The organism is Pandoraea fibrosis, from assembly GCF_000807775.2.
Classification (GTDB): domain Bacteria; phylum Pseudomonadota; class Gammaproteobacteria; order Burkholderiales; family Burkholderiaceae; genus Pandoraea; species Pandoraea fibrosis.
Genome location: NZ_CP047385.1, coordinates 3,346,583 through 3,358,728, shown reverse-complemented (window position 1 = coordinate 3,358,728; position 12,146 = coordinate 3,346,583). Strand labels below are relative to the sequence as shown.

General features: G+C 62.9%; 12 protein-coding genes. 5 read left to right on the top strand and 7 right to left on the bottom strand.

All coding sequences use genetic code 11. The features are described from left to right. Positions 1–36 precede the first annotated feature (36 nt). Positions 37–822 (top strand): FRG domain-containing protein, encoded by a 786-nt coding sequence (locus tag PI93_RS14820; protein WP_039365832.1) that lies wholly within the window; start codon positions 37–39, stop codon positions 820–822. Between the two features lie 41 nt (positions 823–863). Here the strand turns inward: PI93_RS14820 and PI93_RS14815 are convergent, their stop codons facing one another. Further along, entirely contained in the window at positions 864–2,228 is a 1,365-nt protein-coding gene (locus tag PI93_RS14815; RefSeq protein WP_052240376.1) for a sensor domain-containing protein, read from the bottom strand. Positions 2,229–2,376: 148 nt separating this feature from the next. Beyond that, positions 2,377–2,625, bottom strand: coding sequence for a hypothetical protein (locus PI93_RS14810; RefSeq protein ID WP_039365833.1), 249 nt, complete (start codon positions 2,623–2,625; stop codon positions 2,377–2,379). 525 nt (positions 2,626–3,150) lie between these two features. Here PI93_RS14810 and PI93_RS14805 point away from each other — a divergent pair. Next, a complete protein-coding gene (locus PI93_RS14805) occupies positions 3,151–3,624 on the top strand; it encodes a VOC family protein (protein WP_039365834.1) in 474 nt (157 codons plus the stop codon). 83 nt (positions 3,625–3,707) lie between these two features. Here the strand turns inward: PI93_RS14805 and PI93_RS14800 are convergent, their stop codons facing one another. Then, positions 3,708–4,340 carry a DUF4142 domain-containing protein gene (locus PI93_RS14800; RefSeq protein ID WP_039365836.1) on the bottom strand — a complete coding sequence of 211 codons (633 nt, stop codon included), beginning with the start codon at positions 4,338–4,340 and terminating at the stop codon, positions 3,708–3,710. A 543-nt stretch (positions 4,341–4,883) separates the two neighbouring features. On the opposite strand from PI93_RS14800, the gene dapA reads away from it, so the two are divergent. Continuing rightward, on the top strand, positions 4,884–5,873 hold the full coding sequence (gene dapA / locus PI93_RS14795) for a 4-hydroxy-tetrahydrodipicolinate synthase (protein ID WP_080759003.1): 990 nt from the start codon (positions 4,884–4,886) through the stop codon (positions 5,871–5,873). Positions 5,874–5,922: 49 nt separating this feature from the next. Here dapA and PI93_RS14790 read toward each other — a convergent pair whose 3' ends face one another. Beyond that, positions 5,923–7,590 carry a methyl-accepting chemotaxis protein gene (locus PI93_RS14790; protein ID WP_052240377.1) on the bottom strand — a complete coding sequence of 556 codons (1,668 nt, stop codon included), beginning with the start codon at positions 7,588–7,590 and terminating at the stop codon, positions 5,923–5,925. A gap of 236 nt (positions 7,591–7,826) precedes the next feature. Further along, positions 7,827–8,357: a DMT family transporter gene (locus PI93_RS14785; protein WP_039365838.1), complete on the bottom strand. Its 531-nt coding sequence runs from the start codon at positions 8,355–8,357 to the stop codon at positions 7,827–7,829. A 94-nt stretch (positions 8,358–8,451) separates the two neighbouring features. On the opposite strand from PI93_RS14785, the gene PI93_RS14780 reads away from it, so the two are divergent. After that, positions 8,452–9,360 carry a LysR family transcriptional regulator gene (locus PI93_RS14780; RefSeq protein WP_039365840.1) on the top strand — a complete coding sequence of 303 codons (909 nt, stop codon included), beginning with the start codon at positions 8,452–8,454 and terminating at the stop codon, positions 9,358–9,360. A gap of 217 nt (positions 9,361–9,577) precedes the next feature. Beyond that, positions 9,578–10,873, top strand: coding sequence for a DUF2252 family protein (locus tag PI93_RS14775; protein ID WP_039365842.1), 1,296 nt, complete (start codon positions 9,578–9,580; stop codon positions 10,871–10,873). Between the two features lie 18 nt (positions 10,874–10,891). Here the strand turns inward: PI93_RS14775 and PI93_RS14770 are convergent, their stop codons facing one another. Both PI93_RS14770 and PI93_RS14765 read right to left on the bottom strand, forming a co-directional pair. Then, the gene (locus tag PI93_RS14770; protein ID WP_150598748.1) at positions 10,892–11,329 is read right to left on the bottom strand and encodes a nuclear transport factor 2 family protein; all 438 of its coding nucleotides are present in this window, start codon (positions 11,327–11,329) and stop codon (positions 10,892–10,894) included. A gap of 135 nt (positions 11,330–11,464) precedes the next feature. Beyond that, a complete protein-coding gene (locus tag PI93_RS14765) occupies positions 11,465–12,136 on the bottom strand; it encodes a glutathione S-transferase (protein WP_039365846.1) in 672 nt (223 codons plus the stop codon). Positions 12,137–12,146: the final 10 nt, after the last annotated feature.

The following is a 12,146-nucleotide window of genomic DNA, read 5'->3' as shown; positions in this document are numbered from 1 at the left end:
GCGTCATGGCACGCCAACTCAAGGATTTCGCCCACTATGGACACCACCGTCGTCGAAAGCTGGAAGGATTTCATGGAATTGTCCTCCCGCTTCGAAGGTTGGGCCTTTCGCGGGCAGCAGGATGCGCGTTGGCACCTGCAAAGTTCGCTCTCGCGGTATCTGCACGCCTATGTGTCCGACAAGGAGCAGTGGCGCAGTCGCGAAGCGCGTGCCATCCGCATCTTCCGGCGCAAGGCGCATAACCATGTGCCCTGGCCCGAACTGCTGCACGACGACCTGCGTTGCCTCGGGCTGATGCAACACCACGGCGCCCCCACCCGTTTGCTGGACTTCACGAAGTCGCCCTTCGTCGCCGCCTTCTTCGCGCTGGAGCGCGCGACGAGCGATTCGGCCATCTTCGCCCTGAATACCCCTGCGCTGTACGACGACCGCGCCCGCCCGCGCCATGCGCCGTGGCTCACGCGCGATACGATCGATCCGCGTGTGAAAGGGAACATGGAGAAGTACTTTCTCGGCAACGACAATGAAGTGGTCTGGTTCGGCGAGCCGGAAGAGATGGATGGCCGCCTGATCGCGCAATCGGGCACCTTGGTTGTGCCGGGGGTGATCGACCGGCCGCTGCATCGCATTCTCGACGGCTACGAAAGCGACGAGCCGCTGCTGCGCAAGATCGTGCTGCCGGTCGCACTGCGCGCGGACGCCATGAAATGGCTCTACCGGATGAACGTGACGAACGCATCGCTGTTCCCTGACCTCGATGGTCTGGCACGCTCGATCGCCGTCGAAATCGAAATGGTCTGGCCGACGCAGACACTTGGGTAAGCCCGCGCCATGGCCCCCCATGGCGGACGTCCCGACGCGCCTTACATCAACCGTTCCAGAAAGCTGGCGCCGCCGGATTTGCGCTCGGACTTGTTCGCATACATGCGCTGATCGGCCACACGAATGAGTTCGCTCATTGATTCGCCATCGTCGGGGAACACCGCCACGCCAACGCTCACGCGCACGGTCAGACTAGCGTCGTTCACCGAGATGGCCTGCTCGATCTCCGAGCGCAGACGCGTCACGGCAAAGTCGATCCGTTCCACGATCTCCGCGTCCTGGACCAAAGCGACAAACTCGTCGCCGGAGTGACGCGCCACAAAACCACACTCCGCCACCCCCGCTTTCATCCGACGGCCGATCTCTTTGAGCAGCACGTCGCCCGCGGCATGGCCAAGACTGTCGTTCACCCCCTTGAATCCGTCAACATCGGCAAAAAGCAGCGCCAGCTTGCCATTGGTGCGTTGCGCACGTCGCACAGCCTCGCTGGCGAACTCCCCAAAGGTACGGCGGTTCGGCAGGCCGGTCAGTTCGTCGAAACGTGCCGCCTTGTACAGGTCGTCGATCAGTTGCTTGCGCTCGATCGCCAGCGCAGTCTGATCGCAGACGAACGCGAGCAGGCGCTGCGCCGTCTCCGCATGCAACGCACCGGACGGTCCGTAGATCATGAGTGTGCCCACCGCGCGCCGCGCCGTGTACATGGGCAGCACGGCCAACGCATGCGTGCCGGGCGCTGCGGTTTCCTCGGGCGAAAGGGGGTCTCCATGCCACTGCGCGAACGGCAGGTCGCGTCCATCGACGGACACCGTCTCGAATCGCCGCCACTGCGTTTGCTGAGCATTCGTGGCCCGGGTAGACAGCGCCTCTGCCTGCGACCAGTCGAGCACCGGTACGTCAGCACTCTCGCGATACTGATAGGCCCGCTCCCAAGTCATCAGTTCGACGTCACACGTCGCGACCACGATGGCGTGGATGGGAAACAGCGTGGAAAGCGTGTCGTGAACGGCCTTGCAGAGGGTGCGAACGTCCGCCGCGTCGTGCGCCGCTTCGGAGATCGAGTAGGTTGCGCGTTGCAGCGCCTCGGCGTGCTTCTTGGCCGATACGTCGCGCGCCACCCCGATACGCAGTCCATGTTCGTCGGACCAGCGGGCAGACCACATGATGTGGACGTAATGCCCGTCCTTGTGGAGGTAACGATTCTCGAAGCCGATGCGCGGCTGTCCCGACATCACCCGCTTCGACTCTTCAATCGTGCGCTCGCGGTCTTCCTTCGCCACGAAATCGATCATCGAGCGCCCCATCAATTCCTGTGAGGAGTACCCGAGAATATGCTCGCAAGCCGGACTCACGTACACCAGAGTGCCGGCCTGATTGACGAGAAAAACCGCGTCCAGCAGCAGCTCCATGCAACTCGCCAGGACGTCTTTTGTTACGAATTCCATTTATTTCGAACGGACACAAAGCGTCGGACCTGCATATGACAATCTCAACATGTGAATATTTCATCACCGTGACAACACAACACTGGCCATTGCCTGCTCTGCGGCGCGCGACTCAAAAGATCAGTTGTTTCACCCAGCCCGGCGTGGCGACATCCGTCACACATTCGGACCGGCATTTCCGGCACGCCGCCGCGTACTCGGTACGCAGCAGCCTGATTCTGCCCGCTACGAGATGCCGGAATTCCAACTCTCGTTCGCTAAATCCCACCCGCTCCACATATCTCGTACCGTCCGGCAAAGCGCCTCGAATTTCGTAATAAATCACCCCGTCGCGCGAATACTTCACCAATTTGGCGGCCATCTTATCCCCGTTCTTATCCGTTTCGCCCCTTCCCGGACTTTTCCGTTATTTTTTGTGCTGCCGGGTGGTGAAGCTGATTGTCACTTGGCAAATTCAAATTGGCAACCACCGTAATCCTCCCCGTGGCGGCCTTACCACGGGGCGTTTTGTCGACGGACGACGGTCGGCAAGGACTGATGCAGCGCGATTTATTCGTAACAATTCTTTGAAAAATACATTGGATGACGAATTAAAAAATTCTTACCTTCGAATTGCGTTGATATAGAGTCGTCGCGCAATGAATTTCCGCCAACGATAAAAATCCGTTCGGACACATATCCAACGACTTATTAATAATGTTCGCGCTTGAGCGGCGTCGTTCGCGAAACCGCGATTCAAAGCCAGCCCCCGACATTCCGGAAAACAATTCGCGGTCGATGTCGGTTTTCGTTTCGACGACATGGAGACCTACCTTCTCGGGCAGATGTCGACTAGCATGGAAGGCGTGATGACCGCTCACGACAGCGGAGACGACAGGAGACTGCAATGACGAAGCTAGTGACATGTGTGTGGTTCGATCAGGGACAGGCTCGTGAGGCGGCGAATTTCTATGCCGCAACGTTCCCTGATAGTCATGTCGACGCGGGCCATGCCTCACCGATTCCCGGCATCGGCCAGGGAGACGATCTGACGGTGGAATTCACCGTGCTCGGCCAGCGATTCGTCGGCCTGAACGGCGGCCCCGAATTCAAGCCGAACGAAGCGGTGAGCTTCATGGTGCTCACGCACAGTCAGGAAGAGACCGACCGCTACTGGAACGCGATCGTCGGCAATGGCGGCACGGAATCGGCGTGCGGCTGGTGCAAGGACAAATGGGGGTTCTCGTGGCAGATCACGCCGCAGCGACTGCTGGATCTCGTCACGAGCCCGGACGTCGCGATGGCGCGCCGTGCCATGGAGGCAATGATGACCATGCACAAGATCGATATCGCTGCGCTCGACCGTGCGGTTGCCGGTTGATGCCGATTGATATCGGTAATTGCCGTGCATTGTCCGTCGCCGGCGCCCCTCCGGGTCATCGGCGACGCTCCAGCGATACGTCCTTATTTCCCCATCTCCACCTTGGCGGACACTTCGCGCGCCTCGCTCAGATGATGGCGTAGCGTGGGCAGCGCCTGACGCGCGAATTCGCGCAAGTCCGGGTCCTGCCCCTTTTCGGATTCCGTCTGGAAAAGGGCGACGGCCTTCTCGTGCGCTTCGGGTCCGACAAGCGCGATATAGGCGACATCGAATTCACGCCCCTTTTTCCGCTTGAGCGCTTCGACGTCGGGATTGACGCCAGGGTCATTCGGCACACTCACACCCTTCTTCGCGGCCAGTTGGCGCAGCGCTTCATTGGCCTTGCTGTGGTCCGTCACCATCTGCTGTGCGAAGCGCTTGACGGCGGCATTGTTTGAACGCTGCAACGCCACCTGACTCGCCTGCACTTCCGCCTTGCCCGCCTTTTGCGCGTTGTCGACGAACTCGGCATCGAGCCCTGCCGTCGGCTGCGCCGTGCGCACCACCTTCGCCGGGGAATGCGTTACGTCTTCGCCTGCGACAGGCGACCCCAACTCAGTGCCCCCGCCCTGCGCGGGTTCGCCCTTGGGCAACTCCTGCGCCATGGCGACAGAGCTCGTGAGCAATGCAGCGCCGGCCAGCCATGCGCCGCGCGCGGTGATGTGTCGTGATTGCATATTGCCCTCCCGGAAAAGCAGTCGTGTCGTTGGAATGTCCCGGCCCTATGATGCCCGTTCGACTACGCGATCTGCGATGCCGTTCGGTGCTATGTCATCGAAACTTCCTATGTCTTGCGGCGATCGGCTACAAAATTTCAATGTCGCATTCGCGCGCACCCGGGATATTCGCCGACGATCTCTCCCCACGCCCACTGTCGACGCGCTTGACGTCACCCGCGCAAAGCGTATAGAGTCGCCGCATGACGAATTCCAGCATCCACCTCTCGCCGCGTTTGCGCGTTGTCCCGATGGGACAGCGGGGTGCGTTCGTCAAAAGCAAAAAACAGTCGCTCAACTGACCGGAGCGTGCTGTTCCGTCAGTTGAGCGACGGAATAGCCACGTGGACCCGGCAGTCCCGCCCTGCGCCTGGCGCACCCAGCATCACCCGGCCCCTGCCCTGAAGTTCTCCCACGCGTCTGACCCATTGCGTCGCGCCGCTGTTCGGTTTCCGTACAGGTCACCCCACGTTCCTTGCCTACGTACGGTCCAGGGAGACACTCATGCAAGTCGCGCAACGTCATACCCATTACGCCTCGTCGCCGGTCTCATCGGCGTCGTCCACCTCGAACACCGCCGCCGGTACGCCGGCCTTTCGCGGCATCTGGCTGCCGCTCGTTACGCCATTCTTGCGCCATGGCGGCGACACACCGGTCGACCACGCTGCGTTACGTCGGCTCGTCGCCCATTACCGTCGCTCGGGGATTGCCGGCTTTGTGATCTGCGGCACGACGGGCGAAGCGGCGGCCCTCGACGACGCCGAGCAGCTTGCCGTGTTCGACACCGTGCTGGCAGAGGCCTGCGATTTGCCGGTCATTGCCGGGCTAGCGGGCAACCATCTGGGCCACACACTCGCTCGCCTGGACGCCTTCAACACGCTCCCGTTGGCAGGCGTGCTGACCCCCGCGCCGTATTACATACGACCGTCGCAGGCAGGGCTTGTCGACTGGTTTCAGACGCTGGCGGACCACTCGCGCGCACCGCTCGTGCTGTACGACATTCCCTATCGCACCGGCGCGACGCTCACGCTCGAGACATTGCTCGCGCTCGCGGGTCACGGCAACATTCGCGCGATCAAGGATTGTGGCGGCAACGCCCACACAACACAGGCGCTCATCGCCGACGGCCGCTTGTCCGTTCTCGCGGGCGAGGATCATCAGTTGCTGTCCACGCTGACGATGGGCGGTCACGGCGCGATCATCGCCTCATCGCATTGCCGGCCGGCGCACTTCGCAGCGTTGTATCGCGCAGTCCAAGCGCAGCAGCTTGACGTGGCCCGCTCGCTGTTCCACGCGCTGATGCCGGTCGTGAAGCTGCTGTTCGCGGAGGCGAATCCCGGCCCGGTCAAGGCGTGGCTCGCGCGCGAAGGGCTGTTGATGGACGTGTTGCGGGCACCGATGACGAGCGCATCGCCAACGCTGGCGCAACAGTTGGTGGAGGCGGTCGCCGCCATCGACGCCGAATTCGGCACCAGGGCGGCCACCGCGGCCTGATGTCCGACGGGGGGTGATGTGCTGCGCGAGCGCGCCTGACGCTATGGCGTCAGGCGGCTGCGCGCTGTTGTCCCCTGCGCTGCGCCGTCGGTTCAAGGCCGGCCTGCCGGGATGTACCGGCCAACGCCGTCAGCGTCGGCGCATATCGGGGCGCATCGAGCGAAAGACTGTCGCCGCCGTCCACCCGGAACTTCGCGGTTTCGCCGACCAGATCGGCGGCCTGCTGACGCATATGTTCGGCCGCAGCCGCCGCCTCTTCCACCAGGGCGGCGTTCTGCTGCGTAACCTGATCCATCTGCGTAACCGCCTGGTTCACCTGCTCGATACCCCGTGCCTGTTCTTCGCTCGCGGCGGCAATCTCGGCGATCAGTTCGTTCACGCGCCGCACCGACACCACGATCTGATCCATCGTGCGGCCGGCCACTTCGACACGCGACGTGCCGTCCTCGACCTGCTGGATGGATGCCGCAATCAGTTCTCGAATGTCCTTGGCGGTGCCGGCCGAACGCTGTGCAAGCGTGCGCACTTCACCGGCGACCACCGCGAAGCCTCGCCCTTGCTCACCTGCGCGCGCCGCTTCCACCGCCGCATTGAGCGCCAGAATATTGGTCTGGAACGCAATCCCTTCGATGGCCTTGATCATGTCGCTCATGCGCGCCGAGGCGCTGGCCATCGCCTGCATCGTCTCGACGACGGCACGCACGCTCTGCGAACCGGCATCGGCGGCGCCCGACGCGTCTTGCGACAGACGGCGCGCCTGCATCGCATGTTCGACGTTCTGACGCACGGTCGACGTCAGCTCTTCCATCGACGCCGCCGTCTCCTCCAGCGACGCCGCCTGCTCCTCGGTACGCTGCGACAAATCGGTGTTGCCCTGCGCAATCTCCCGCGCGGCATTGTCGATCGCCCCCGACGCGCCCTGAATATTGCGCACCAGATGCGCCAATTGTTCGACCGCCGTGTCGAGCGCGTTGGCCATCTGCCCGATCTCGTCGGACTGCGTCGCCTTCACCCGATGCGTCAGATCGCCGCTCGCGAGCGCCGCGGCTCCTTGCGCCGCAGCGCGCACCGGACGCGTGACCGACCGGACAATCGCCACCCCCGACACCACAGAGATCCCGACGGACGCCAGCAGCGCAATCAGCAACCACAGGCGCGCCGACGCGTAGGCGGCATTCGCATCGGCGGCTTCCTTGGCGCTGACGGCCTTGCCCACGCCCATGAGATCGTCGAGCGGCGAGAAGAATGCCAACTGTGCCTTCTGCACCGGCCCCAGCAGTTCGGTCTTGGCCTGCGCGTAATTGCCGCTGCGCACCAGCCCCTTGATGGCATCGAGCTGCTTCGCGTATTCGGCGCTGGCTTCTGTCAGCGTGCGGTACAACGCCTTGCCCTTCTCCGTGTAAAAGATCGTCGCCATGCCCGCAATGCTCTTGCGGTTGGCGGCGTTCAGTTCGTCGATTCTGGCCAGACGCGCGTCGAGCTGCGATGCATCTTCCGACATCACGATATCGCGCAGCACCACGGCGATGTTCGCCGCCCGATCCTTCAGCCCGTGAAACTCCAGAATCTTGTTGTTGAGGTCGGACACGATGAGCTGGGTATTCGTGTCCATCGTCGCCATTTTCGTCACCGCCACCACAGCCACCACCAACAACATGACGACATTGATGGAAAAAGCGGCTGCGAGCCGTTTGCTGATACTCAGATTGTTGAACATTGCCTTGCGCGGTTCGTCCTGCGGATCGTAATTTCAGCCCACTGCCGGCACGCGCAACAGGCCACTGTCTCTCTCGGTACCCCTGACGAGACTTAACGAGCCCTTTTGACGAAACTTGAGCGTGCGGACGACGAAATCGTCAAACCGCCCGCAAACACCCACGCAGCAAGGCTGTCCACGGATGGACAATGGCACCAAAACAACGCAAATCTCGTATATCAGAGCCATCCAGGCGCTCAGGACCCGACAGCGGCCGTCGCACTTGCCGGTGCGGCGCGTGTCCCCCACTGCACCACGAGCATGCCCGCCACGATGAGCGCCACACCTGCCACGCGCGCCAGATTGGCTGGCCTGGCTGCCAGGCCCATCAGTCCGAAGTGGTCGATGACGAGCGAGGCCACGACTTGCCCTGCCACCACGCACACAATGAAATTTGCGGCGCCCAGACGCGGCGTCAATATCAGCGCCGCCGTGATATAGGCAACGCCCGCGATACCGCCGATCCACTGCCACCAAGGCCCACGGATGGCCGCACCGATATCCGGGGCGCCGGCCCGCATGGCAAGCAATACCGGCAGCACCACAATGAGACTGACCAGTAGCGACGCCACCGTTGCCCAAAGCGGATGACCCAGTGCGCGCCCCAGTGCCGCATTGCTACCTGCCTGAAACGGTACGACCGCGCCGGCGAGCATGGCGATGGCAAGCGGCAGCAACGCGGTGGCGGAAAGCGAGGACGAAAGCGAGGAGGAAAAGGAAGGATTCATGGTGTGACCTCTCACGTAAATATCACTTGCCATTAGCCTGAATCATCCATTTCAATAATGGAAATTCTTAATTTTCACACAAACTATTCGCCAAATGGATGATCTTCGTCGGATCGACCTGAATCTGCTGCTCACGCTGCACGCGTTACTCGCCGAGCGTCACGTATCGCGCGCGGCGTTGCGGTTGCATCGCAGCCAACCGGCCGTGAGTCACGCATTGGCGCAATTGCGGGGAATCTTCGACGATCCGCTGCTGGTGCGGCGAGATGGCGGACTGACGTTGACGGCGCGGGCCATCGAACTTCGACGGCCGCTCGAAGACGCGTTGGATCAGTTGCAGGGGCTATTGCACGCCCCGGCGTTCGACGCGCGCAGAGCACGACGCACGTTTCGCGTGGCGTTGTCCGACTATGGCGCGCGCGTGGCATTGCCTGCGCTGACCCGGCGTCTGCGTGAGCGAGCGCCGGGCGTGGACCTGGCTTCGTCGCAAGCTAGTCGCGAGGCGATGCTCACTCAATTGCTTGATGGCGAAATCGATCTGGCGTTGGGGGTGTTCCATGATTTGCCCGGCGAACTACAGACGCAGACGCTGTTCAACGAATCGTTCGTCTGTGTGGCCGACCGTGCGACATTGCCCACGCGCGGCGGTCTGTCACTGGCGGCATGGCTCGCACGGCCGCATGTGCTCGTGGCAATGCGCCCGGGGCCGGACAACGAAATCGATCAGGCGCTTGCGGGACTAGGACACGCGCGACGCGTTGCCGTGACGTTGCCGCACTGGAGCATCGCCCCCGAATTGATCGCCGGCACCGACCTTGTGCTCACGGTGGCCGAGCGCTCGGTGGCACCGTTGCGTCACGACCGCCAGTTGCGCCGCTTCGCCGCTCCCTTCCCGATCCCGCCGTTCCCCTTTCAGGCCATATGGCACGCACGGCGTGACGTCGACCCGGCGCATCGTTGGCTGCGCGAGCAGATTGTCGACGTGTGTGCTTCGGCCGGCTAACGCATCACTCGGGCATGACTCGGGCATGACGCGGGGCGTTGTGCCTGAGCATTACCCGGATGACATTCGAGGGTGCCCAGGGGCGCGACACGCCCCCCTCGCCGAGGTCGACGCACGCTCGCGGCTTGCCACTTGGCGGACATTTCACCGACACTGGGGGCACGACATCGCCCCGGCAGCACAGACGGCCGGGCGGTGTGCACTCAGGGAGCGTCGAATGGCGAACGGCAAGCGCAGCAAGAAGACACGATGGGCCACACCCGAGGTCCGGTGGGAACGACTCACCCGTGAGCGCGAGCGCAAGATGGCGCGCTCGCCTCACGCCTATGTGCGAGGCAGCACGGCCCGTTTTTACGAATGGCTCGACGAGGCCGATGTCAATCTGCCGCAAGGACCGGCCATCTGGATCTGCGGCGACTGCCATACCGGCAATCTCGGCCCGCTGGCCGATGCGCATGGCCGCGTCGATGTGCTGATCCGGGATCTCGATCAGACCGTCATCGGCAATCCCGTCCACGACCTGATCCGACTGGCGCTCTCGCTGGCCAGCGCCGCGCGCGGCTCAGCGCTGTCTGGCCTGACCATCATTCAGATGCTCGAAGCGCTCACGCATGGCTATGCCTCGGCGTTCGAGCGCGACGAAGACGCTGCAAACGGCGACGCACCACGCAAATCCAAATCGGGCAAGCGCATCGGCAAAGCGAAGACCGGGAAGACCGATAAGGAAGACGACACGCGGCCTGCCATCGTCGATCTCATCATGCGGCGCGCGGTCAAGCGCTCGTGGAAGCATCTCGCGCTGGAGCGTATTGAGGACATTCGTCCGAAGATTCCGCTGGGCCGCCGCTTCTGGCCGCTCAGCAAGGCGGAGCAACAGGACATCGATGCGCTGTTTCAGGTCGACGCCATCGCCAGCCTCGCGACATCGCTGCGCGGACGCCCGAGTGACGGGCATGTCGAGGTGCTCGACGCCGCTTACTGGGTCAAAGGATGCAGTTCTCTGGGGCGTCTGCGTTACGCCGTGCTGCTCGACGTAGACGGCGGCGTGGTACAAGGCGACGATCTGTGTCTGATGGATCTGAAAGAAGGTGTGAAAGCCGCTGCACCGCGCTACTCGGGGGTGCGCATGCCGCGCGACAACGCCGAGCGTGTGGTCAAAGGTGCCCGCCATCTCTCGCCGTCGCTGGGCGAGCGGATGCGGGCAGCGCGCTTCATGGACCGCTCGATCGTGATCCGTGAACTCCTTCCGCAGGATCTGAAGCTCGACATCGAGACGCTCACCCGCGACGACGCCGCCGAGGTGGCCCGCTATCTTGGACGTGTCGTCGGGCAGGCGCACGCGCGGCAGATGGACAACGCCACCTGTCGCGCGTGGCAGGCCGATCTGCTGCGCAACCGATCAAAGTCGATCGATTCCCCGGTATGGCTCTGGAACAGCGTTGTGCAACTCACAAGCGAACACGAAGCCGCCTATCTGGAGCACTGCAAACGGTTGTTCTCCGGGCAGGCATGATTCGCCGCAGCCGCCTGATCAGAACATCGGGTTGCCGCTGACGGTCTTTGCCGGGACCTGTTGCGACACGTCCCAGTGCTCGACGATCTTGCCCTTGTCCAGACGGAAAATGTCGACGATGGCGATGGGCAGATCCCCCGGATGGGGCACCTTGCGCACATGCAGAATCACGTAATCGCCATCGGCGAACGCCCGGACAATATCGCTATGCGAGTCCGGCTGATTCTTGCGCAGGAAGTCCAGAAACTTGCCGAACCCTTCAACACCATCGGCCGCGTTCGGATTGTGCTGGATGTACTGCGCGCCGAGATACTGTCGCGCTGCCTCGAAATCCTTGCGGTTGAGGCCGGCGTCGTAGAACGCGAGCACTGCCTGCTTGTTGGCCGCCATCTGCGACGCCGACACAGCGGGTGCTGCGACAGCCGCAGAAATGGCGGCGCCGGGCACCGGCGGCATGCCCTCGGCGGCGTGAACGGAAACGGTCGCGACGACCGAGAGAGTGGCAGCGGCGACGGCCATGGCAAGCCTCGAAGCGATGGGCGTTTTCATGATGTTTGAGTTGGGTGGCGTTAGCGTTGCATTGGCGAGCGATCAGCTTAGCAGTTCATACGGTCCGCCGCGCGCCAGCGCACGTTGATACGCGTCTCGGGCATGGATACGTTTGAGAAAGTCGTCAATGGCGGGCCACGACGTTTGCCCGTCGGCACGCGCGGTGGCGGCTTCGAGCGGAAAGCTCATCTGAATGTCCGCCGCGCTGAAACTGTCGCCGACGAACCAGCCAGTCTTCGTCAACGCGTCGTTGACGTACCCGAAATGCAGTGTCAACTGCGGGTCGACGAAGCTCGACTGCAAGGTATCGCTGATCTTGCGGGCGATGGGCCGCACGAAGAACGGCATCGGCGCACTCGCAATGCGCAACGCCACAAGCTTGAGCAAGAGCGGCGGCATCGCCGATCCTTCCGCATAGTGCAGCCAGTACGTCCAACGCAGCCGCTGCGGCGTGTCGCGTGGCGGCGCGAGCCTGCCCTGCCCGTAGCGCTCCACCAGATACTCGATGATTGCCCCCGACTCGGCCAGCGTCAGTTCGCCGTCGGTCACCACCGGCGACTTGCCTAGCGGATGCACCTGACGCAATTCCGGCGGGGCGAGCATGGTCTTGGGGTCGCGCTCGTAACGGCGCAGTTCGTACGGAACGCCCAGCTCTTCGAGCAGCCATAGCACGCGCTGAGAGCGGGAGTTGTTCAGGTGATGAACCGTCAGCATGATGTCTGGC

Coding starts and splice junctions, on each gene's coding strand:
- PI93_RS14820 (WP_039365832.1), top strand. CDS start 37: ATGGACACCACCGTCGTCGAAAGCTGGAAGGATTTCATGGAATTGTCC.
- PI93_RS14815 (WP_052240376.1), bottom strand. CDS start 2,228: ATGGAGCTGCTGCTGGACGCGGTTTTTCTCGTCAATCAGGCCGGCACT.
- PI93_RS14810 (WP_039365833.1), bottom strand. CDS start 2,625: ATGGCCGCCAAATTGGTGAAGTATTCGCGCGACGGGGTGATTTATTAC.
- PI93_RS14805 (WP_039365834.1), top strand. CDS start 3,151: ATGACGAAGCTAGTGACATGTGTGTGGTTCGATCAGGGACAGGCTCGT.
- PI93_RS14800 (WP_039365836.1), bottom strand. CDS start 4,340: ATGCAATCACGACACATCACCGCGCGCGGCGCATGGCTGGCCGGCGCT.
- dapA (WP_080759003.1), top strand. CDS start 4,884: ATGCAAGTCGCGCAACGTCATACCCATTACGCCTCGTCGCCGGTCTCA.
- PI93_RS14790 (WP_052240377.1), bottom strand. CDS start 7,590: ATGTTCAACAATCTGAGTATCAGCAAACGGCTCGCAGCCGCTTTTTCC.
- PI93_RS14785 (WP_039365838.1), bottom strand. CDS start 8,357: ATGAATCCTTCCTTTTCCTCCTCGCTTTCGTCCTCGCTTTCCGCCACC.
- PI93_RS14780 (WP_039365840.1), top strand. CDS start 8,452: ATGGATGATCTTCGTCGGATCGACCTGAATCTGCTGCTCACGCTGCAC.
- PI93_RS14775 (WP_039365842.1), top strand. CDS start 9,578: ATGGCGAACGGCAAGCGCAGCAAGAAGACACGATGGGCCACACCCGAG.
- PI93_RS14770 (WP_150598748.1), bottom strand. CDS start 11,329: ATGCCGCCGGTGCCCGGCGCCGCCATTTCTGCGGCTGTCGCAGCACCC.
- PI93_RS14765 (WP_039365846.1), bottom strand. CDS start 12,136: ATGCTGACGGTTCATCACCTGAACAACTCCCGCTCTCAGCGCGTGCTA.